This window comes from Halorubrum hochsteinianum (assembly GCF_023702125.1).
Taxonomy (GTDB): Archaea; Halobacteriota; Halobacteria; order Halobacteriales; family Haloferacaceae; genus Halorubrum; species Halorubrum hochsteinianum.
The window spans coordinates 2027299-2048481 of the sequence record NZ_CP098415.1 but is presented as its reverse complement, the minus strand read 5'-3'; the positions used below and the strand labels follow the sequence as shown (position 1 = coordinate 2048481).

General features: G+C 71.1%; 21 protein-coding genes and 1 pseudogene. 10 read left to right on the top strand and 12 right to left on the bottom strand.

Going from position 1 to position 21183, the window contains the following annotated elements:
* Position 1 precedes the first annotated feature (1 nt).
* Genes arsA through hcsS form a run of 3 tightly spaced genes read left to right on the top strand, consistent with a single transcriptional unit; the run spans position 2 to position 2582 of the window.
* Entirely contained in the window at positions 2 to 1942 is a 1941-nt protein-coding gene (gene arsA, locus NAF06_RS10355) for an arsenical pump-driving ATPase (protein WP_008583585.1), read from the top strand.
* Positions 1939 to 2367 carry a halo-CC-star protein HcsL gene (gene hcsL / locus NAF06_RS10350; RefSeq protein WP_008583587.1) on the top strand — a complete coding sequence of 143 codons (429 nt, stop codon included), beginning with the start codon at positions 1939 to 1941 and terminating at the stop codon, positions 2365 to 2367. The genes arsA and hcsL overlap by 4 nt, the downstream gene beginning before the upstream one ends.
* On the top strand, positions 2358 to 2582 hold the full coding sequence (hcsS, locus tag NAF06_RS10345; protein WP_008583590.1) for a halo-CC-star protein HcsS: 225 nt from the start codon (positions 2358 to 2360) through the stop codon (positions 2580 to 2582). Before hcsL ends, hcsS begins: the two co-directional genes overlap by 10 nt.
* A 44-nt stretch (positions 2583 to 2626) precedes the next feature.
* Here hcsS and NAF06_RS10340 read toward each other — a convergent pair whose 3' ends face one another.
* The 3 genes from NAF06_RS10340 to NAF06_RS10330 form a co-directional block, all read right to left on the bottom strand.
* Positions 2627 to 3010: an arsenate reductase/protein-tyrosine-phosphatase family protein gene (locus NAF06_RS10340; RefSeq protein WP_049908724.1), complete on the bottom strand. Its 384-nt coding sequence runs from the start codon at positions 3008 to 3010 to the stop codon at positions 2627 to 2629.
* A 207-nt stretch (positions 3011 to 3217) separates the two neighbouring features.
* Complete coding sequence (locus tag NAF06_RS10335) at positions 3218 to 5680, bottom strand: DUF2309 domain-containing protein (protein WP_008583595.1); 2463 nt, start codon at positions 5678 to 5680, stop codon at positions 3218 to 3220.
* Positions 5670 to 7151, bottom strand: coding sequence for a proton-conducting transporter transmembrane domain-containing protein (locus NAF06_RS10330; RefSeq protein ID WP_008583596.1), 1482 nt, complete (start codon positions 7149 to 7151; stop codon positions 5670 to 5672). Before NAF06_RS10330 ends, NAF06_RS10335 begins: the two co-directional genes overlap by 11 nt.
* A gap of 241 nt (positions 7152 to 7392) precedes the next feature.
* Between NAF06_RS10330 and NAF06_RS10325 the strand changes: the two genes are divergently transcribed.
* Entirely contained in the window at positions 7393 to 8409 is a 1017-nt protein-coding gene (locus tag NAF06_RS10325) for an amidohydrolase family protein (protein ID WP_008583600.1), read from the top strand.
* On the opposite strand, the gene NAF06_RS10320 is transcribed toward NAF06_RS10325, so the two are convergent.
* Positions 8406 to 8945, bottom strand: a complete 540-nt coding sequence (locus NAF06_RS10320; RefSeq protein WP_008583601.1) for an Lrp/AsnC family transcriptional regulator — start codon at positions 8943 to 8945, stop codon at positions 8406 to 8408. The two genes, NAF06_RS10325 and NAF06_RS10320, sit on opposite strands and share 4 nt — an antisense overlap.
* Before the next feature lie 142 nt (positions 8946 to 9087).
* Here NAF06_RS10320 and NAF06_RS10315 point away from each other — a divergent pair, with 142 nt between their 5' ends.
* The 5 genes from NAF06_RS10315 (at position 9088) to NAF06_RS10295 (ending at position 11095) form a co-directional block, all read left to right on the top strand.
* A complete protein-coding gene (locus NAF06_RS10315) occupies positions 9088 to 9486 on the top strand; it encodes an acyl-CoA thioesterase (RefSeq protein ID WP_008583603.1) in 399 nt (132 codons plus the stop codon).
* Between the two features lie 75 nt (positions 9487 to 9561).
* Positions 9562 to 9801, top strand: a complete 240-nt coding sequence (locus tag NAF06_RS10310; RefSeq protein ID WP_008583605.1) for a glutaredoxin family protein — start codon at positions 9562 to 9564, stop codon at positions 9799 to 9801.
* Entirely contained in the window at positions 9798 to 10331 is a 534-nt protein-coding gene (locus NAF06_RS10305) for a cob(I)yrinic acid a,c-diamide adenosyltransferase (RefSeq protein WP_008583607.1), read from the top strand. Before NAF06_RS10310 ends, NAF06_RS10305 begins: the two co-directional genes overlap by 4 nt.
* Positions 10332 to 10373: 42 nt before the next feature.
* Complete coding sequence (locus tag NAF06_RS10300; protein WP_008583609.1) at positions 10374 to 10700, top strand: cupin domain-containing protein; 327 nt, start codon at positions 10374 to 10376, stop codon at positions 10698 to 10700.
* Positions 10700 to 11095, top strand: a complete 396-nt coding sequence (locus NAF06_RS10295) for a rhodanese-like domain-containing protein (RefSeq protein ID WP_008583611.1) — start codon at positions 10700 to 10702, stop codon at positions 11093 to 11095. The genes NAF06_RS10300 and NAF06_RS10295 overlap by 1 nt, the downstream gene beginning before the upstream one ends.
* Positions 11096 to 11122: 27 nt before the next feature.
* Here NAF06_RS10295 and NAF06_RS10290 read toward each other — a convergent pair whose 3' ends face one another.
* The 4 genes and pseudogenes from NAF06_RS10290 to NAF06_RS10275 all read right to left on the bottom strand — a co-directional run bounded on the left by NAF06_RS10290 (position 11123) and on the right by NAF06_RS10275 (position 15606).
* Positions 11123 to 12031 (bottom strand): Vms1/Ankzf1 family peptidyl-tRNA hydrolase, encoded by a 909-nt coding sequence (locus NAF06_RS10290; RefSeq protein ID WP_008583613.1) that lies wholly within the window; start codon positions 12029 to 12031, stop codon positions 11123 to 11125.
* Between the two features lie 520 nt (positions 12032 to 12551).
* Positions 12552 to 12896, bottom strand: a complete 345-nt coding sequence (locus tag NAF06_RS10285) for a DUF5802 family protein (protein WP_008583625.1) — start codon at positions 12894 to 12896, stop codon at positions 12552 to 12554.
* Positions 12897 to 13392: 496 nt separating this feature from the next.
* Positions 13393 to 14307: pseudogene (gnd, locus tag NAF06_RS10280) on the bottom strand (phosphogluconate dehydrogenase (NAD(+)-dependent, decarboxylating)); the annotation flags it as partial.
* Between the two features lie 66 nt (positions 14308 to 14373).
* Complete coding sequence (locus NAF06_RS10275) at positions 14374 to 15606, bottom strand: threonine synthase (protein WP_008583629.1); 1233 nt, start codon at positions 15604 to 15606, stop codon at positions 14374 to 14376.
* Between the two features lie 193 nt (positions 15607 to 15799).
* Here NAF06_RS10275 and NAF06_RS10270 point away from each other — a divergent pair, with 193 nt between their 5' ends.
* Positions 15800 to 16654 (top strand): helix-turn-helix domain-containing protein, encoded by an 855-nt coding sequence (locus tag NAF06_RS10270; protein WP_049908727.1) that lies wholly within the window; start codon positions 15800 to 15802, stop codon positions 16652 to 16654.
* Between the two features lie 47 nt (positions 16655 to 16701).
* On the opposite strand, the gene gcvPB is transcribed toward NAF06_RS10270, so the two are convergent.
* The 4 genes from gcvPB to fen form a co-directional block, all read right to left on the bottom strand.
* Entirely contained in the window at positions 16702 to 18132 is a 1431-nt protein-coding gene (gcvPB, locus tag NAF06_RS10265) for an aminomethyl-transferring glycine dehydrogenase subunit GcvPB (RefSeq protein WP_008583635.1), read from the bottom strand.
* Positions 18132 to 19460, bottom strand: a complete 1329-nt coding sequence (gene gcvPA, locus NAF06_RS10260) for an aminomethyl-transferring glycine dehydrogenase subunit GcvPA (RefSeq protein ID WP_008583638.1) — start codon at positions 19458 to 19460, stop codon at positions 18132 to 18134. Before gcvPA ends, gcvPB begins: the two co-directional genes overlap by 1 nt.
* A 72-nt stretch (positions 19461 to 19532) precedes the next feature.
* Complete coding sequence (gcvH, locus tag NAF06_RS10255; RefSeq protein WP_008583640.1) at positions 19533 to 19916, bottom strand: glycine cleavage system protein GcvH; 384 nt, start codon at positions 19914 to 19916, stop codon at positions 19533 to 19535.
* A 226-nt stretch (positions 19917 to 20142) separates the two neighbouring features.
* Complete coding sequence (fen, locus tag NAF06_RS10250; RefSeq protein WP_008583643.1) at positions 20143 to 21120, bottom strand: flap endonuclease-1; 978 nt, start codon at positions 21118 to 21120, stop codon at positions 20143 to 20145.
* Positions 21121 to 21183: the final 63 nt, after the last annotated feature.

Below are 21183 nucleotides of genomic sequence, written 5' to 3'. Positions count from 1 at the left end.
AATGGCACAATCACAGTCAACGGCAACGAGCGCGCGTGAGGTCGTCGAACCGAGCAGTGACGAGACAGAGTTCGTCTTCTTCAGCGGGAAGGGCGGCGTCGGCAAGAGCACGGTGAACTGCGCGACCGCGACGTGGCTCGCCGACAACGACTACGAGACGCTGCTGGTGACCACCGACCCCGCACCGAACCTCTCGGACATCTTCGGGCAGTCGATCGGTCACGAGGTCACCGCGATCGACGGGATAGAGAACCTCTCGGCGATCGAGATCGATCCCGACGTCGCCGCCGAGGAGTACCGCCAGGAGACGATCGAGCCGATGCGGGAGCTGCTCGGCGACGAGGAGATCCGGACGGTCGAAGAGCAGCTCAACAGCCCCTGCGTCGACGAGATCGCCGCCTTCGACAACTTCGTCGACTTCATGGACAGCCCGGAGTACGACGTCGTCGTCTTCGACACGGCACCGACGGGCCACACCATCCGGCTGATGGAGCTCCCCTCCGACTGGAACGCCGAACTGGAGAAGGGCGGATCGACCTGTATCGGCCCCGCCGCGTCGATGGGAGAGCGCAAGCAGGACTACGAGCGCGCCATCGACGCGCTTCAGGACGGCGAGCGCACCTCGTTCGCGTTCGTCGGCAAGCCCGAGGACTCCTCGATCGACGAGATCGAGCGCAGCGCGGGCGACCTCGGCGACCTCGGCATCGAGTCGCAGCTGTTGATCCTCAACGGCTACCACCCCGAGTCGGTGTGCGAGGACCCGTTCTTCGAGGGGAAGCGCGCGGACGAGCAGGCCGTCATCGAGCGCGCCCGCGAGGAGTTCGACGCCGACGCGACCGCGACGTACCCGCTCCAGCCCGGCGAGATCGCGGGGCTCGACCTGCTTGCCGACGTGGCCGGCGTCCTCTACGACGGCGACGAGGCGACGGTCGACATCGGCGCGGCGACCGACGCGGACGCCGACGGGACGGTCGACTTCGACGGGACCGCTGACACCGACGCAGTCGTCGAACAGCTGACGCCCGGCGAGGAGACGCAGTACCTCTTCTTCACCGGGAAGGGCGGCGTCGGCAAGAGCACGGTCGCCGCGACGGCAGCGACGAAGCTCGCCGAGGCGGGCCACGAGACGCTCGTGGTGACGACCGACCCGGCCGCGCACTTGGAGGACATCTTCGGCGAGCCCGTAAGCCATGAGCCCACCTCGGTCGGCCAGGCCAACCTCGACGCGGCGCGGATCGATCAGGAAAAAGCGCTTGCGGAGTACCGCGAGCAGGTCCTCGACCACGTCACCGAGATGTACGAGAACAAGGAGGACACCCAGATAGACGTCGACGCCGCGATCGCGAACGTCGAGGAGGAGCTGGAGTCGCCGTGCGCCGAAGAGATGGCCGCCTTAGAGAAGTTCGTGAGCTACTTCGACGAGGACGGCTACGACGTCGTCGTCTTCGACACGGCACCCACGGGTCACACCCTCCGCTTGCTCGAACTCCCATCCGACTGGAAGGGGTTCATGGACCTCGGCTCGCTGACGAAAGGTGCCGCGCCTGCGAAGGGCGACCAGTACGACGAAGTCATCGAGACGATGAAAGACCCCGAGCAGAGCACCTTCGCGTTCGTGATGTACCCCGAGTACACGCCCATGATGGAGGCGTACCGCGCGGCCGCCGACCTGAGAGACCAGGTCGGCATCGAGACCTCGCTGGTCGTCGCCAACTACCTCCTCCCCGAGGAGTACGGCGACAACGCCTTCTTCGCCGATCGACGCGCGCAGCAGGCGCAGTACCTGACGGAGATCCGCGACCGGTTCGACGCGCCGCTCATGCTCGCCCCGCTCCGCCGGGACGAGCCGATCGGCCTCGACGAGCTGACCGCCTTCGGCGACGAGGTTACCGGGCTGGCGGACGTCGCCGACGCGGACGCGCCGGAGGTGACTCCCTCGTGAGCGACGCGCGGAACTCCGACGACGCGACGGAGAGCGTCGCGGACCCGGCGAGCGACGAGGCCGCCGAAGCGGGCGCGGGGGAGAACGTCGAGGCGGCGCTCCGCGAGTTCCTCGACGTCCTCGGCGAGTCGGAAACGTACCGGCGGTTCGTCGAATCCGACGAGGCGCTTCAGGCGGACGACGACGCGATGGCGCTACTCCGCGAGTACCGACGAAAGCAACAACAGATGCAACGCGGCGGGTTCGATCAGTCGGTGATGGCCGAGTTGAAGCAGCTTCAGGCTGAGATGTCGAACGACGAAACGATCCAGCGGCACCAGGCCGCACAGAGCGATCTCGTCGACCTCCTCCAGCAGACGAACGACGTAATCAGCGAGGCGATCGGCGAGGAGTTCGCGCGGTCCACCGGAGGTGGGTGCTGTTGAGCGCCTCCGAACGCGGTTCCGACGCGGACGGGGCCACCGATGACGAGGTCGTCGCGGCCGCCGAGGCCCTGGGCGAGGAACTCGCCGCCGCGAAGGAATCGTCGGCGGAGTTCGCGTTCACCACGATGGTGATGCAGTGTAACGAGGCGATCGGCGACGAGACGGGGATCGACTACGGCGACGTCTGCGGCGCTGACGACGACGGCTGCTGTTAGCGGCGTCCGCCCCGAACTGGCCCCGGCCGATTATTCTTGCCGCCTCACTCCGCGGAGGGCGGCTCCGACAGGAGTTCGTCGAACAGCGCGACGACGCGCGCCTCGACCTCGTCACGGATCTCGCGGACCTCCTCGATCGGTCGCCCGTGCGGGTCGTCGAGTCCCCAGTCGCGGTTCTCGCCGTTCCACGTCGCCGGGCACACGTCCGACGCCGAACAGCCCATCGTGACGACGAGGTCGACCGCCCGTAGCTCGTCGGGCGTCACCTCCCGGGGCGTTTGGTCGCTGATGTCGATGTCAACTTCCGCCATCGCCTCGACGACGACCTCGTGAACGTGGTCGGCGGGCCGCGTCCCGCCGGTGACGATCTCGATCCGGTCGCCCGCGTTCCGGCGGTCGCGCTCCCGTTCGGCGAACGCGGCGGCCATCTGGCTCCGTCCGGCGTTCTGGACGCAGACGAACGCGATCCGACGGCTCGACTGTTCGCTGTGTTGAGTCACGACTCTCCGTGCGGGCGGCACCGACATAGCCGTTACTTCGGACTGTTATAGAGGACTATAGAGCGATACCGAAACCGATCGCGTCGACCTCCGGTCCGTCACGACCCCCGGACCGTCGTCTCCGCGACCGCGGACTCAGTCGTCCGCGGCGGTGGGAGCCGTCGCCGTCTCCGACGGCGGCTCGGTCCGTTCCGACTCGGCCAGCGGCGTCCACTCCAACTCCGCCTCGTAACGGAACGCGCGGTGGTCCCGCGTCGGGTCGACGACCGTCAGCGAGAGCCAGTCGTTGTCCAGCAGTCCGGCCACCGCCTCGTTGTCGGCCAAGACCTCCGTGACGCGGTCGACGGGCGCGTGAACGACCGTCGACAGCCGGAGCGGCTGGTGGTACGGCTCGTCGGCCGCGGCCATGACCGACTGGAGCGGGAGCCCGGTCATCAGGTCGCCGCCGTTGCCCTGGTAGACGCCGACGTTCCCGACCGGGTTGTGGGTCACCTTCGACCCGCTCCCGTACGCCGCGTTGTCGACCGTCGAGAAGTAGTACTGCGCGTTGATCCACTGGGTGACGACCATCGGTCCGGCGAGGATCGCTTCGAGCGCCTCCCCGTCGGGGTCGGTCGTCCAGTCGTACGAGTGGAGGAACGCGCGCCCGTCGAGGTCGAGGCCGCTCGTCAGTTCGCGGGGACCGATCACGAACCCCGCGTTGCCGGCCAGCCCCCACTCGGGACGGGTCTCGGCCCAGTCGCCCGCGCGGCGCTCCGCCTCCCTCGCGGCCGCCGAGTCGCCGCGGCTCGTCGGGCCGTCGCCGGTCAGGGTCCCGACGCGCTCGGCGGCCGCGGTCTCGCGGGCGGTCTCGAGGTCCGCGCGCAGCCGAGCGAGGTCGTCCGCGTGCGAGTCGGGGACGCCGCCATCGTACAGCTCTATCTCGTCGGTCGTCGTGTTGTGTTCGGCCGCGAGGAAGACGGTGTCGTCCGGCACGTCGTGGCCCCGCTCGCGCAGGCCGTCCCTGACCTCGGGGTCGTTACAGATCGCGGCGAGGACGCGGGCGTTCGGCCCGCCGGGGTTGCCGGCGCAGGCACCGCAGTCGAGGCTCGACCCGTAGGGGTTGTTCGCCGTCTCCGCCGCGTGGCCGGTGAAGACGACGAGCCGACCGAACGCCTCCCAGCCCATCAACTCGAAGGCGGTCGCGGCGTACTCGACCCGCTCCTCGCGGGTCAGGCCGACCGGGAGCCCGTCGTCGGAGCGCTCGTGGCGGTGGAGGTCCGGCTCGCAGAACTCGTGGTCGTCGGGGACCGAGTCGCCGGCCGCGTCGAGCAGGTCGGACACCCGGTCGGGGACGAGCGTGCGGGCCGCGAGCGCGACCCCGTACCCGCTCCCGGCCCCCTCGACGAAGCTGAACGCGGTGGCGGGGTTGGACTTCAGCGTCTCGACCACCTCGCCGGCGGCCTCGCGGAGGGCTCCCCACCGGTCGCGAACGCCCCGCGCGTCGTCGTCGGTCGGGGCCTCGGAGACGCGGTGTTGCGCGTCGACGATGGGGGGACAGGCGTCGACCGACACATCGGAGTCGTACCCACGGTACTCCATCGGCACGCCGAAGAAGCCGGCGTACCCGTGGGTCTCGTAGTCGCCGGTCGCCTCGACGTGCCGCCGGATGACCTCCGAGCGCGTGTCGATACAGAACACCAGCTGCGCGGCCGGCCGGGCCGAGTCGCCGCCGTCGGCGCGGGCTTCGCTCGCCTCGGCGCGCGCCTCGCCCTCTGCCGCGACCCGGTCGACGAGTTCGCCGCGATAGCTCGCCTCCCACGCGCTCAGGAACGCGTCGGCCAGCTCGTCCGCCGCCTCGGGGCCCGCGTCGTCCGCGTCGGAAACGTCGGTGACGTCGACGCCGAAGGCGTCGAGCAGCGCGAGCCGGACGGCGACGTACCCCTCAAGCGTGATCGGACGCGCGGACTGCCACGCCCCGCCGTCGTCGACGCGGCGCTTGATCAGCCCGGTCCAGCCGGGGAGCGCGGCGAACTGCGCCTCGAAGACGGCGCTCCACCGCCCCTCGGGACACGGCTCCAACACGGACTCGATCGCTTCTATCGGCGACGCCGGGAGGTCGGTCGCGACGCCGTCCGGGATCCGATCGTCGTGCGCGGCCACGGACCGGAACGCGTCGTAGAACCCGTCCTCGGCGTTCGGCATCGACCACTCGGCCTGCCCCTCGTCGAGGAACGCCGACAGCCACTTGGTCAAGACGCGGTCGGCCCGCTCCGTCGGGCCGGGCGTCGGATCGTCCGCCGCGTCTCCGTCCTCCTCGGCGGCCGCCATCCGCTCCAGCAGCGCCCCGGGGTCGCGCTCGTACCCGCGCTCGGCCAGTTCCGCGTCGAGCAGGCCGCGGTCGATCCGGCCGTCGTCGAGGGCGGCCCGGAACGTCTCCGGGCTCGGATAGCCGCGACCGCCGAGGCGGTCGGCCGCCCGCGGCACGGCCTCGGCGAACGGCTCGTCCTCGAAGCCGGAGAGCGGGTTGGCCGTCACGAACGAGTGGATCGGCCAGACGGACCCGACGGTCTCCGCGGCCTCGTCGATGCTGTCGCTGATAGCGGGTTCAGTACTCATTGTACTCCTCCGTGGCGGTCAACAGCGTCTCCGACGCGGGTTGCCCCGCGTTCAGCAGCGCGACGTAGAGGCGCTCGCTGCGCTCGTGGACGCCGGTCTCGATCGCGACGTACGCCGCGAGGAACGCGGCGGCGACGAGCGCGTGGAGCGCGGTCAGTTCGGTCGGCGCGGAGACCATCGGCAGCCCGTAGAGGACGCCCGAGACGGCCTCGTAGACGAGCGCGTAGCCCGCGATGGCCGGCAGGAAGACCAGCGGGATCGACCCGTAGCGGGCAGCCGGTGACAGCGCGGTATGCCGGAGGGCGCTCCGGGCCGCGTGGAGCGTCGTGAGCGCGACGAGCCCCGCGAGCAGCAGGCCGCTGTCGACGCTCGTCCCCTTCCCGGTGAGCAGCGCGAACGTCGCGCCGCCGGCCACCCCGGTCGCCAGCACGACGAGCGCGCCGACGGCACTCGTCCGCCCCGATTCCGCCTCGGTCGGGACCGAGCGCTCGACCTCCTCGCCCGCGCTGAGGAAGTGGTACGCCTTGTAGAAGCCGTGGACGATGAGGTGCGTGATCGCGGCCCCGAAGAAGCCGAGGCCCGCCTGCATGATCATGAACCCCATCTGCCCGACCGTCGAGCAGCCCAGTTCGCTCTTCACGTCCGGCTGGACCGTCTTGAGCAGTTTGCCGAGTAGGGCGCTCGTCGCTCCCACGGCCACGATCCCGAGCATGAGCGCAGTGTCGACGGTCACGACCGGGGCGAAGCGGGCCAGCAGGATGCCGCCCGCGTTGACGAACCCGGCGTGCATCAGCGCCGAGGCCGGCGTCGGCGCGGTCATCGAGGAGAGCAGCCAGCCGTGGAACGGGACGAGCGCCGACTGGATCATCGCCGCGAGGACGAGCGCGGCCGCGGCGACGACCCACGCGGGCCCGCCGAGCGCGTCGGCGCTCGCGGCGATCCCGGAGACCGTCGTCGCGCCCGTCGCCCACCACAGCGCCGTCACGGCGACGCCGAGGAGCGCGCTGCTCGCGAGGAAGTGGGTCCGCGCGACGCTCGCGGCGGCCCGCGCCTGCCGCCAGCCCTCGACGGTCCCGATGAGCCGCGCCATCAGCAGGCCCATCGCCAGCCAGCAGAGCCAGAACAGCGCGACGTGGTCGGCCGCCGCCAGCGCCATCACGGCGAGCGTGAACGAGAAGACGGCGAGGAAAAAGCGCGTCTCGTGGGCGCTGCCCGCCATGTAGCGCCGCGAGTAGCTGTGGACGATCCCGCTGAAGAACGTGACGACCACCCACAACAGGACGGTCAGCCCGTCGACGGCGATCACGCCGGGGAGCTCCCACGCGCCGCCGAGTCGGACTCGGCCAACGAGCGCGGCGACGCTCGCGGCGAACAGCGACCACGCGAGCAGCGTCAATACGGCGGGGACGGACGACGACCCGTCCGTCTCCCCGAGCGCTCCGACCGTCGGCTTCGAGCTGTGTCCTGACATCGTTCGACTCGTCGCACGACCCGTTTCGGACCCGTCCGACACCGAGATCCGATTTCGGTCGTCTCTAAGCCACTTTGAGAACATAACGTGTATTAAATCTGCTTGTATTCACAAATCGTTCGAAGAACTGTTGTTATAGAACGTTATGTTTATCACTCGTCGCGGCCGCGGCCGCCGAGGGCTGCTCGTCGCTTCGGGTCGTCTCACGAAACCATATCGGTCCCGAGCGCGGAGTGGCCGTATGGAGCCGATCACCGGGACCGTCCTCGCCGGGAGGTCCCTCGAACCCGTCCGGGGGCGCGTCGTCGTCGAGGACGGTCGGATCGAGGCGGTCGAGGAGACGGACACCGAGTCGACGGACATCGTGATACCGGCGTTCGTCAACGCGCACACCCACCTCGGGGACTCCGTGGCGAAGGAGGCGGCCGTGGGTCTCTCGCTCGACGAGGCCGTCGCGCCGCCGGACAGCCTGAAACACCGACGGCTCGCGGCCGCCGACCGCGGGGAACTGGTGTCGGCGATGCGTCGGACGCTCCGGTTCATGCGGCGGACCGGGACCGTCTCGTGTCTCGACTTCCGCGAGTCGGGCGTCGAGGGGGCGCGAGCGCTCCGCGAGGCGGGAGCGGACGCCGAGGTCGACCCGTTCATCTTCGGCAGCGGCGACGCGTCCGTGTTGGACGTGGCCGACGGCTACGGTGCCTCCGGTGCGAACGACGACGCGTTCGCCGCGGAGCGCGCCGCCTGCGAGGAGCGCGGCCGCCCCTTCGCGATCCACGCCGGCGAGCCGGACGCGACCGACATCCACCCGGCGCTCGACCTGGACCCGGACCTCCTCGTCCACATGGTCCACGCCGAGCGCGAGCACCTCGAACGGGTCGCGGACGGGTCGGTCCCGATCGCGGTGTGCCCGCGCGCGAACGAGGTCCTCGACGTCGGCACGCCGCCGGTGCGCGAACTGCTCGACCACACGACGGTCGCGCTCGGCACGGACAACGTCATGTTGAACCCGCCGTCGATGTTCCGGGAGATGGCGTTCGCGGCGAAGCGGTTCGACGTGAGCGCCCGCGAGGTGCTGCGGATGGCCACCGCCGCCGGGGCGGAGATCGCCGACCTCGACTGCGGCGTCATCGCCCCCGGCCGGCGGGCGGCGCTCGTCGTCCTCGACGGCGACTCGGACAACCTGTCCGGCTCGGTCGACCCGGTCCGCGCGGTCGTCCGGCGAGCGACCGCGCTCGACGTCGAGCGCGTCGTGGCCTAGTCGTCCCCGCTCCGGCCGCCGTCTTCGCTCGGGTCGCCGGCTTCCCCTCGGTCGCCGTCGGCCTCGTCGTCCCGACCCGCGTCGAACCGCCCGAACGGGGTCGTCTCGTGGGTCCGCACGAGGACCTCGTCGGCCACGGTGACGCCCATGTCGAGCAGCTCCTGCGCCACGGGCGTGATGTCGTTGTCCGACTCGCCGACGACCGTCACGAGGAGGTTCTCCTCGCCGGTCACCAGCTCTTGGACCGATACGACGCCGTCGATGTCGAGGATCTCCGGGATGCGTTCGCCGCGCTCCGGGATCGACGCGGTGCAGTACAGCAGCATCCGGAGCGGATACCCCGACCGCTGGTAGTCGACGCTGGCGCTGTACCCCTTGATCACGCCGTCGGATTCGAGGCGTCCGATGCGCTTGCGGACGGTGCTGTCGGAGGTCCCGGTCCGCTCCGCGATGTCCCCGGACGACGTGTTCCGGGCGTCCTCCTGGAGCGCGTACAGGATCGCCTTATCGACATCGTCTATCGCCTCGTTGCCCATAGTCCCGGATAGACGCCTGCCGTCTTTATAGGTTGTCGGGCCGCCGGCCCGGACCGGCGTGAGGCTTACCGACCCGCCCCGGCGTCGACGCTCCCCGCTCCGATCCCGACGCCTACATACGGTCTCCGCCAGTGGGTCGGATATGGCACCCTACACCGTTGACATCGACGTGCGGTTCCGCGACATCGACGCGCTGGGCCACGTCAACAACGCCGTCTACGCGACGTACATCGAGCAGGCGCGGACGCGGTACTTCCGGGACGTCCTCGAGATGGACATCTCGCAGTCCTCGAACGTGCTGGCGTCGATATCGATCGACTTCCGTCGCCCCGTCGAGCTGTCCGACGACCGGGTCACCGTTACCGTCGACCTGGCCGAGCTGGGTCGGTCGAGCGCGACGATGACCCACGAAGTCCGGGTCGGCGACGCCGTCGCCGCCGAGGCCGAGGCGACGCTCGTCTCGCTGGACCCCGACACCGGAGAGCCGACGCCGATCTCCGAGGAACTCCGGGACGCAATGGAGTCGTACCACGACCTGTAGGCGGTCGGGCGGTCGACCCCGCGACCGGACGGCGCGGACGCACACCTTCTTGACGCCGCGGACGGATCGATCGGTATGAGCGTTCGACTGTACGCCCTCGACGGGTGTCCGTGGTGCGAGAAGGCGGCCGACGCGCTGGACGACGCCGGCGTCGACTACGAGACCGAGTGGGTCGAGGCGCTCCACTCCGAGCGGAACGAGGTCAAGCGGGTCAGCGGCCAGCGCGGCGTGCCCGTCCTCGTCGACGACGAGCGCGGCGTGACGATGGCCGAGAGCGCGAACATCGTCGAGTACGTCGAGAGGACCCTCGCATGAGCATCTACACCGGCCGCGGCGACGAGGGCGAGACCGACCTCCGGGACATGAGCCGGGTGTCGAAGTCGAGCCACCGCATCGAGGCGTACGGCTCCGTCGACGAGGCGAACGCGCTCCTCGGGACAATCCGACCGACCGGTCACGAAGACGTGGACGAGCTGCTGGAGACGATACAGAACCACCTCCACGTCGTTCAGGCCGACCTCGCGAACCCCGACCCCGACCCGGACGACCCGCAGGTCGAGAGCAAGCACACCGAGGAGTTAGAGGAGCACATCGACGCGTTCGACGAGGAGCTCGAGCCGCTGCGGTCGTTCATCCTCCCGGGCGGCGGCGAGGCGGGGGCCGCGCTCCACCACGCCCGCGCCGTGGCGCGGCGCGCGGAGCGCCGCGTCGTCGACCTCGCGCGCTCGGAGCCGATAAACGAGGCGGTCGTCACCTACCTCAACCGCCTCTCGGACCTCCTCTTCACCCTCGGCCGCCTCGTCAACGCGCGCGACGGCGAGCCGGAGGAGTCGCCCTCGTACTGACGGGAACGCGCGATTTTTCCCCGTCCCGCGCGAGGTGCGGGTATGACGCTCGACAGCTACGCGACGGCGGTCGCCGACCTCGACCCCGCCCCCGGGGAGGTCGAGACGGCCGAGCTCGTCGTCACCGACGACGCGCTCGTGAAGGCGTTCGTCCTCGGCCCAGACGCGGCCGTGGACCCGCACGAACACGCCGACGCCACGAACGTGTTCCACGTGGTCGAGGGCGAACCGACCGTGATCCGCGACGGCGACGAGGAGGCGCTCGCGGCCCCGGCGGTGGTGCCCAACGAGCGCGGCGCGGTCCACGGCGCGCGCAACGACACGACCGACCGGGCCGTCCTCACGGCCACCCTCGCCCCGCTCAACTGATGGACGGAGAGATCGACCCCGAGGAGCTGTCCGCGCTGCTGTCCGAGCGCGCCGACGGCTCCGCCGACGAGACGCTCCGAATCGTCGACATCCGCGACCAGCGCGCGTTCGACCGCGGCCACCTCCCCGACAGCGAGTGTATCCCGTTCCCGGAGCTGACGAGCCGGGTCACGGAGCTCGAAGGGGCCGACCGGATCGTCACCGTCTGCCCGCACGGCGTCGCGAGCCAGCAGGCGGCCCAGCTGATCGGGAGCTACGAGGGGACACAGGACGCGCGCGTCGAGAGCCTCCGCGGCGGCGTCGAGGCGTGGGAACAGGCGATCGGCGAACTGACGGCGACTGACGCGCCGGACGACGAGTCCGACGGCGACGAGGGTCCCGAGTCCCCGTTCTGAGGCGGGACGGACCGCCCGGCTGCGCGCCTACAGCGCCCGGAGGCGGACCCGCCAGAAGTCGCGGAACGCGTCGTCGAGCGCCGCCTCCGGCTTCCCGGTCGCGTCCGAGACGTCGGTGCGGTCGGCGCGGTCGCGCACGCGCCCGAGGACGCTCCGCTCGCCCACGGCGATCACGCGGTCGACGTCCTCCGCCTCCGAGACGTCGGCGAGCGCATCGTTCGCCCGGTCGAGGTGGTCGTCGATCTGCCCGTCGCGGCGGCGCTCGAAGCGCCCCTGCGAGAACCCGCCCTTCGAGTGGGCCGACTTCACCTCGGAGGTGAACCCCTCGAACGCGACCCGTTCGTCCCCCTCGTAGACGCCGAGCGCGAAGGTGTCCGACCGGACGACGGCGAACGCGAACCGGCCGGTCGGGCGGAACCACGACTCGTCGAGCCGGAACGCGTCGTCCCACCCGTCGAACGGGTCCGGCCCGATCGGCGGGGTCAGCGCCGCGCTCACCGCGCCCGTGTCGTCGGCGAGGACGACCGCGGGGGCCGCCCGCCGGATGAGTCCCGCGCGGTCGCCGAACCAGTCCGCGACGGTCGCCGGGAGCGCGTCGGCGTCGGGGACGTACGCCGTGAGCAGCCCCTCCGGGTCGTCGCTCTCGACGGCGCGGAAGCGGTCCAGCACGTCGGCGACGCGCGCCCCTCGGAGGTCGGTCACGCGCCGGAACTCCAGCGACTCCTCGGTCCCCTCGGCGCGGTCGAGGCGTTCCTCTAACGACTCGATCCGGTGTTCGAGCTCGTTGACGCGCTCCTCGGCGCGCTGGCGGTCCGCGACCGCGTCGGAGCGGCGCTCCTCTTCGGCCTCGGCGCGGCGTTCGAGGTGGCGCTTCTCCTCCTCTAACTCCTCGATGCGCTCCTTCAGCTCGGCGCGCCCGAGCAGCCTGTCGATCATACCCGAACGGCGACTCCCGGCGACCTAAAAGGTGCGTCTGCGACGGCGATACAGCTGACATCCGGTATAACTGAGCTGTGTGCGGTGGCGCGCGCCTCCGAGCGCCCGAAGGGCGCGAGGAGCGCGCGCGAGGGACGCGGCGACCGAAGGGAGCCGCGAGGCTGGGGAGGCGTGAGGTGCGGTCGCTGTGCGTTCCCGCGAGCGAAGCGAGCAGGAACGTCTTCCGGTGGGGCGGGACTCGAAGGGGCAGTCGCGAGGACGAACCCCGGCGACGTAAGCAGCGTAGCGCTACGCGCCACGGGTCGCCGGCGGCGACACCACAGCGGGTGAACGAGGTGAACGAGCGAGGAGCGCAACGAGCCGCGGGAGTCCTCGCGGCTGGGGCTTCGGCGGTCTCCGTGCCGATCGCTAGGTTGTAACTACCGATCTCATCATTTACCCGAACAACTGCGAAATCGGACCCGTCCGCAGTCGATTCCGCGTTACCAGCACATAACTGAAAGCCGAAATCGACCGAGTACTACGCGTTCACGCGCGGCTCCCACCCCTCCCAGCGGAGCAGCGTCTCGGCGCGGTCCGCGTCCGCCAGCAGGACGTTCTTGCGGTCCGGAAGCGTCTCGTCGGCGATCTCCCGGGGAATCGCGAGCGTTCCGCTCGCCACGTCGTCGTCGCCGGCGACCGGAATGTGACTCCCGCCGACCTTCATCACCAGCGGGGCGTCGAGTCGCTCGACCCCCTCGCCGTCCGCGTACAACTGCTCGTTGACGTGTTCGTGGTCCGCCCGCTGGATGACGGCGCGCTCGCCGTCGTGGGGTTCCACGTACAGTTCCCCCAGGTAGTAGCCGCTTGAGAATCGCTCGAACATTCTGTGCGTGAGACACTCTACCACGACTATAAATAAGCCTTTCTCGGACGTGGTCGACCGTGATAATCGGGCGGGACGCGGGCGTCACGAGACGTCAGTTCCGAATTTCCCATCTGACGGACCCGATAGAAGAAATTCGCTTGTAAACTAGCGGTCGACACGGAGACCGCCGAAGCCCCGGCCGTCTCTTCGGGTCCCGCCCCACCGGAAGACGTTCCTGCTCGCTTCGCTGCGCGGGCTGCGACTTCCGTGCTCCCGCTCGCTTCGCTCGCGGGAACGCACAGCGACCGCAGCCTCACACCTCCCCAGCCTCGCGGTTCGCGCCCTCCGGGCGCTCACCGCGTCCCTCGCGCGTGCTCCTCGCGGCCGCCTTCGGCGGCACGCTCGCAGGCACGCGCCACCGCAGATCGGCCGCTACTCCATCCGTATCGAGCGAATCCCGCTTCGCCGCAAGAGCCTCTCCGAGACGCTACCGGGCGGAAACGCCGCCGCGCGATCAGTCGTCCGAGCGCCGCGCGACCTCGTGGCGGCCGAAGCCGTACCGGAGTCGGTTCGCGAGGCGGCGCGAGAAGCGGCCCTCGTTCCGGGAGTCGAACCGCTCCGCGAGCGCCTGATAGATGATCGGCACGGGGACCTCCTGTTCGAGCGCCTCCTCGACCGTCCACGTCCCCGTCGACCCGCCCGCGACGTGGTCCGCCACGTCGCCGAGGTCGGAGCCCTCCTCGCGGAACGCCTCCTCGCACAGTTCCAGCAGCCACGACCGGATCACCGCGCCGTTGTTCCACGTGCGCGCGACGGACTCCATGTCGAGGTCGTAGCGCCCGTCGGCGAGCAGTTCGAACCCCTCGCCGTACGCCTGCATCAGCGCGTACTCGACGCCGTTGTGGACCATCTTCACGTAGTGGCCCGACCCCGACTCGCCCATGCGGTCGTGGCCGTCGGGCCCGGTCGCCACCGCGTCGAAGACGGGGACCATCGCCTCGTAGGCCCACGCCGGCCCGCCGACCATCAGCGAGAAGCCCGCCTCGGCGCTGGCCGGGCCGCCCGACGTGCCGCAGTCGAGGTAGGCCGCGTCCGTCTCCTCCGCTCGACGGGTCGACGCCTCGAAGTGCGAGTTCCCGCCGTCGACGACCACGTCGTCGCCGTCGAGGTGGGGTTCCAAGTCCGCGAGCGTCGCGTCGACCGCGTCGCCGGCGGGCACCATCAACCAGATCCGCTTTTCCTCGCCCAACCGCTCGCAGAGGTCCGCGACTGAGTCGGCGGGCTCCGCGCCGTTCTCCGCCGCCGTCGCGGTCGCCTCCGCCGAGAGGTCGAACGCGACCACGTCGTGGCCCGCCTCGACGGACCGGTTCGCGACGATCTGCCCCATCCGCCCGAGTCCGATGACCCCGAGTTCCATGCGCGAGGGGTGGCGACCGCCCGCCGTAGTGGTTCCGGTTCGGCTCTCCTCGCCTCCTCGCCGCCGACCGCACGGCGACTACTCCGCGGCGTCCGCCTCAGCCTCGCGCTCGCCGAGGTGCGCGCGCAGCGCGTCCACGTCCTTGTTGCCCGCGCCGGTGTTCAGGAGGACGACGGTGTCGTCCGGCCCGAACTCGCCCGACTCCGCGAGCGCGAACGCGCCGGAGGCGGCGGCGGCGCAGGTCGCGCCCATCTCTAACCCCTCCGCCCGCGCCACCTCGATCGCGGCGTCTAAGATCTTCCGGTCCGTCGTCGCCACCGCCCCGCCGTCGGACTCGCGGATCGCCTCCAAGATGAGGTGGCTCGCCCCGGGGTCCGGGATCGCGATCCCGTTACACGCCGTGTCGACCTCGTCGTCGGCGAGCGGCTCGTGGCGCTCCGCGCCGGACTCGTAGGCGTCGACGACGGGCGCACAGCCCGTGGCCTGTGCGGCGTACATCGGGACCAACTCGTCGGTCCAGCCGAGGTCGCGCGCCTCCCGGGCCGCCTTGTGCATCCCGACGAGTCCGACCCCGCCGCCGGTCGGGTAGACGACCGCGTCCGGCGGGTTCCAGTCGAGCTGCGCCAAGAGCTCTAGCGCCATCGTCTTCTTGCCCTCGTGGCGGTACGGGGTGACGAACGTCTTCGTCGAGTACCAGTCGGGATTCTCCTCCATCGCCGCGGCGTACGCCTTCCCGGCGTCGCCGATCTGCGAGTTCCCGTCCACGGGGTCGGTGACCGTCAGGTCGGCTCCGTGGACCTCCGTCATCGCCTTCTGGGTGAACCCCGCCCGCGAGGGGAGAAACACGTGCGCGTCCAGACCCGCGCGCGCCGCGTACGCCGCGGCCGCCTGTCCCGCGTTGCCGGCGCTGTTCAGCGCGACCTCGCTCGCGCCGTGTTCGCGCGCGGCCGTCATCGCGGCCGACTGCCCGCGGTCCTTGAACGTCCCCGTGGGGTTCGCGCCCTCGTCTTTCAGGAGGACGCGCCCGACGCCCATCGCGTCCGCGAGCGCCGGGCACTCGACGAGCGGCGTCGCGCCCTCGCCGAGCGACACGGCCGCCTCGGCCGGGAACGGGAGCAGCTCCGCGTACCGCCACATCGACCCGTCGGGGCGGGAATCGAGCGTCTCCGGGGTCAGGTCGATCCGGTCGTAGTCGTAGTCGGGGTCCAAGATCCCGTCGCAGTCGGGGCAGCGGTGGGTCGCCGCCTCCGCGTCGAACGTCTCCCCGCAGTCGACGCAGGTCAGGCCGACGAACGCGTCTGTCGTCTCCATGGGGACGCGCTCGCCCGCCGGGGACTTCGGTGCTGTGGTCCCGGCGGTCCGCCCCGAACCGGCGCGCGGGTACTTAGGTTCGAAACGTATGAAGGGGCACGCCGACGGGGACCGCGTCCGTACGCTCAGGGGAGATGTGTGTACCAGCGACCGTCGGGGCGGTCGGTCCGCCGGGCGAATCGGGGTGGAAGCGATGAGTCGGACCGCGCTACGATTGGACCTCCCGACCGGATCGTGGCTCGGCGACGTCTCCCGGCGCGTCCCGTCGGCGACGCTCCGGGTCGACGAGACCGTCTCCGTCGACGGGGAGGGGCCCTCCGACTCCCTCGTCGACGAGTCGTCCGAGACCGGCGCGGAGGCGGTCGCGACCGTCCGCGTCGCCGGCACCGACAGGGACCGCGTCGAGGACGCGCTCGGCGACCACGACCGCGTCGCCCGCGAGCGGGTCGTCGCGCGCCGCGGCGAGGTCCGCACGCTCCGGGTGGTCGGCCGCCGGCCCGCGTACCTCTCCGCGGCGCGGGCGGTCGGCCTGCCGATCGAGTCGGCGGTCGAGGTCGTCGACGGCCGCGCCACCGTGACGGTCGTCGGCGACCGCGACCGGATCGAGGCGTTCGGCCGGCGGCTCGCGGGCGACGGGGTGACGGTCGGCGTCGCCGCGACCGGCGGCGAGGACCCGGACCGAACGCTCACGGAGGCGCAGCGGGAACTCGTCTTCGAGGCGGTCCGCTCGGGGTACTACGACACGCCGCGCCGCTGTACGCTCACGGAACTGGCCGAGGCGAACGACATCGCCAAGTCGACCTGTAGCGAGACACTCCACCGCGCCGAGGGGCGCGTGATGCGGCGGTTCGTGGACTGCGCGGGACCGTTCGACGCGGGGTCGGACGCCGAGGACGCCGCGACCGTCGGCGGCTCCGACGCGGGCTCGGCTTCCTTCGAGGCCGGCGAGTTCGGCGGCGACCGCGACGCGACCGAGTTTGACGGCGACCGCGACGCGACCGAGTTCGACGGCGAGGAGCCGGTGCGCTCCGCCGCGACCGAGCCCTGACCCGAGCGGCGGGTTTCCGCCGTCGACTCCTACACCCCGTCGAGGCGCTACTCCTCTTCGAGCGCCTGCCACGAGAGCCGCGGGTTCCGCGCGGCACCGACCTGATCGATCCGGGCGGCGGCGGTCCGGTTCGGTGCCGAATCGAGCGCCTCGTCGGTGTCGGCGTACGCGAGGTTGAACGCCTCCGCGAGGTCGTCGAGCGACGACTGCCCCTCGATCTCGGTCGGCTCCGTCAGCATCGCCTCCGGCACCATCTCCGGCCACTTCGTCGTCGGCGGGTGAACGCCGAAGTCGAGCATGCGCTTCGCCACGTCGGCGGCGTCGCGGTCGCCCGCGGTCGCCGCGAACTCGTGGTGGAACGGGCCGAAGGGCACGTCGAGGTCGAGCCGTTCCGCGAGGTAGTTCGCGTTGAGGACGGCCTTCGCGGCGGCGTCCGCGAGCCCCTCGTCGCCGAGGCGGGCGACGTACGCGTACGCCTTGATCAGCACGAGCCAGTTGCCGGCGAAGCCGTGGACCTTGCCGATGGTGTTCGCCGGCTCGAACCGCTCGTAGCCCGACCCCTCGTCGGCCTCGCGGACCCGCGGCGTCGGGAGGAACGGGGCCAGCTCGTCGACGACGCCGACCGGCCCTGCGCCCGGGCCGCCGCCGCCGTGCGGGGTCGCGAACGTCTTGTGGACGTTGTAGTGCATCACGTCGAACCCCATGTCGCCCGGGCGGCCGCGGCCGAGCAGCGCGTTGAGGTTCGCGCCGTCGTAGTAGAGCAGCCCGCCCGCGTCGTGGACGATCTCGGCGATCTCCGTGATGTCGCGCTCGAAGAGCCCGACCGTGTTCGGGTTCGTGAGCATGAGCGCGGCGGTGTCGTCGCCGACGGCCGCCTCCAGCGCCTCCAGATCGACCCGACCGTCCTCGCCGGACGGCAGTTCGACCACGTCGTAGCCGGCGGTCGCGGCGGTCGCGAAGTTCGTCCCGTGGGCCGACGCCGGGATCACGACCTCCGAGCGGTCGTTGCCGTGGTGTTCGTGGTACGCCTTCGCGACGAGGATCCCCGTCAGCTCGCCGGCCGCGCCCGCGGGCGGCTGGAGGGTGACCGCGTCCATCCCGCCGATGTCCGCGAGCGCCTCCTGAAGCCGGTACTGGAGCTCCAAGATCCCCTGCGCCGAGCGCGCGGAGCGGTCGGGGTGGACAGCCGCGTTCGGGTCGGCGGCCACGTCCTCGGTGAACTTGGGGTTGTACTTCATCGTACAGCTCCCCAGCGGGTACGGGCCCGAGTCGATCGACCAGTTCATCTGCGAGAGCCGGGTGTAGTGGCGCGCCGTCTCCGGCTCCGACGGGTTCGGAAGCGTCAGCTCCTCCCGCGTCAGGTCGTCGGGGAGCGGCGAGTCCTCGCGCACGTCGACCGTCTCCTCGCCCTTCTCCGAGAGCAGCGGCTCCCGGACCCCCTCGCCGTCGCGCTCGTAGTTCGCTTGGTCGTGGATCATCAGAGCACCTCCTCGAAGGCCGCGACGAGTCCGTCCGTCTTCCCCGCGTTGAGGTCGGTGACGCACACCTGAAGCAGGTGGTCGTCGACCGCGTGGACCGCGAACCCCTCCGCCTCCAGGTCCTCCGCGACGGCCGGGGCGGGCTGGTCGACGCGCACCGCGAACTCACGGAAGTGGTGGCGGTCGTGGACGGGCGCGGCCGCGCCCGACAGGTCGTCGATCCGCGCCGCGAGCGACTCGGCCTCGCGGACGCAGTCGTTCGCGAGGTCGACGAGGCCGTCCGGCCCGAGCGTCGCCGCGTGGATCGCCGCCCGGAGCGCGACCCACGCCTGATTCGTGCAGATGTTCGAGGTGGCGCGCTCCTTGCGGATGTGCTGTTCGCGGGTCTGGAGCGTCAGCGTGTACGCCCGGTCGCCGTTCGCGTCCTCGCTCGCGCCGACGAGCCGCCCGGGGACCTGGCGCAGGAAGTCGTCGCGACAGGCGAAGATCCCCAATCCCATGCCGTAGGCGGTCGGCAGGCCGAGCGCGCCGGCCTCGCCGACGACGACGTCAGCGCCGACCGCGGCCGGCGACTCCAGCACCGACAGCGCGACCACGTCCGAGCCGAGCGTGAACAGCGCGTCCGTCTCGTCGGCGAGGTCGCCGATCGCCGCGAGCCGCTCCTCGATACACCCGCGCACGGTCGGGCTCTCCGCGTACAGCATCACCGCGTCCTCGCCGGCGCGCTCGGCGAGCGCGTCGACGTCGGCGGTCCCGTCGGCCATCGGGTACTCCTCGACGGTCAGGTCCGCGCCGGCGCAGTAGTTCTCCAGGACGGCCCGCTTCCCCTCCCGGAGCTGTTCGGGGACGAGGACCACGTCGCCCGAGGTCGACCGGACGCGGTCCGCGAGGGTCGCGGCCTCGCCGAGCGCGGTCGCGGCGTCGTACATCGAGCAGTTCGCCACGTCGAGCCCGGTCAGCTCCACCAGCATCGACTGGTACTCGAACAGCGCCTGGAGGAACCCCTGAGACACCTCCGGCTGGTACTGGGTGTAGCTCGTGAGGAACTCCGTCCGGTCGGCGAGGTGGTCGACGACGCTCGGCACGTAGTGCCCGTAGTGGCCCCGCCCGAGGAACTCCGTGAGGTCGTCGTTGCGGTTCAGGATGCGGGCGCACTCGTCGCGGATCTCGCGTTCGGTGCGCGGCTCGATGCCGAAGTCGCCGTCGAACGCCACGGCGTCGGGGATGTCGAACAGCTCCTCCTCGTCGTCGACGCCGATCGCCGCCAGCATCGCCGCGGTCTCCTCGTCGGTGTGGGGGGCGTACGGCGTCCCGTCCGCCCGGCTCATCGGCCCACCCCGGCGTCGCCCGCCCGTCCGGTGCCGCGCCGCCCGCGTGAAAGTGTCGCGTTCATGGTCGGGTCAGGCGATCTGGTCGTCGTACCCGTCGGCGTCGAGCAGTCCGTCCGCCTCGCCGCCCTCGGCGGGGGCGACTTCGAGCATCCACCCGTCGCCGTACGGGTCCTCGTTGACGAGCTCCGGGCGGTCGAACAGCGCCTCGTTGACCGCGACGACCTCGCCCGAGACGGGGGCGTACAGGTCCGAGACGGCCTTGATCGACTCGACGACGCCGAACGCCTCGCCGGCGGCGACCTCGTCGCCGACCTCGGGGAGTTCGACGAACACCACGTCGCCCAGTTCGTCCTGCGCGAAGTCGGAGACGCCGACCCGGACGGGGTCGCCGCCGGTCGTCGCCCACTCGTGCGATTCCAAGTACCGTCTGTCGTCGGGAACGTCGAAGCTCATTGGTCAGGGTCGCCGCGGCCCGCTCGGGGCTCGGTCCGCGGGAGCGCCGCGCCGTCGGGATCGGCGGGAGATGCGATCTCCCGGCCGGTTACGGGCGTCGTCCGCGATCGAAAGGCGGTCCGCGACACGTGTGTGTCACCCTTCCCGCGACGAGGAAATAAAAGGTGTGTTCGCGGCGGTCGAGCGGACGGACGCCGGTCGTCTCCCGGCCGTCGCGCCCGCCTCCTCAGGTCCAGCGGTCCAAGCCGGTCTGGACCTGCGACTCCGCGATGCGCTCGAACCCGCGCTCCACCTCGTCGCCGTCGACGCCCCACTCGTCGACGACGTACTCGCGGGCGGCCTCGACGTCCGGGTTCACGTCCGCGTCGACCGCGACGTCCGTCGCGGGCGGGTCCATGAACAGCTCGCGGATCGCCTCGGCGTTCGGGATCTCGGCGTCGCGGGCGTCGAGGACGCCCCACAGGTCGCCGTGTTCCCTGACCGCCGTCACCGCGGTCTTCGGGCCGATCCCGCGGACGCCCTCGTTGAAGTCCGTGCCACAGAGCATCGCGGCGTCGACGAGCCCCTGCCTGTCGAGGTCGAGGTCGGACAGCGTCGCCGCCAGGTCCATCAGCTCCGGGTCGCCCTTGCTCGTCAGCTGGCGGAGCGTGGTGGGCGCGCCGAACAGCAGTGTGTCGTAGTCCTCGCTGCCGGCGTGGTCGACCGTCCCGGTCGCGGCCATGTGCGCGCACTGGGCCTCCCCCTCCGCGGGGGCCTCGACGATCGGCACGTCGAGCAGGCGGAGCAGCTCCCGCGTGGTCTCCTGTATCGTGTCGGTGAGCCGCTGCGTGCGGGCCTCCAGCCGGGCCGCCTCGACAGCGTCGCCGCGCTCCTCCGCGGCGGCCCGGCGCTCCTCCGCCCGCTCGCGCTTCTCGCGACGCTCGGCGACCTCGTCGGCCTTCAGGTCGGTGACGGCCCCGTCGAACACCATCACCGGGATCAGGTCGTGCTCGAAGAACTTCGGGAGCCCCTGAACCACCCCGATCAGGTTGGCGACCTCGACGCCGTCCGCGGTGGTGTACTTCTCGTCGCTCGTCCACTTGACCGTCGTCGTGAGGTAACGGTACAGCCAGTTGTGGGCGTCGACGGCGACGACGCTCCCCTCGATCTCCGCGAAGGGCACGTCGCGAATCGACGCGAGATCGCGCAGGTCGGCGTTTCCCATTGTCGGTCTCTGGGGCGCGCCGCTCTTAAACGCTGACCGGTCCGCGGCCGCCCGTCCGTTCGC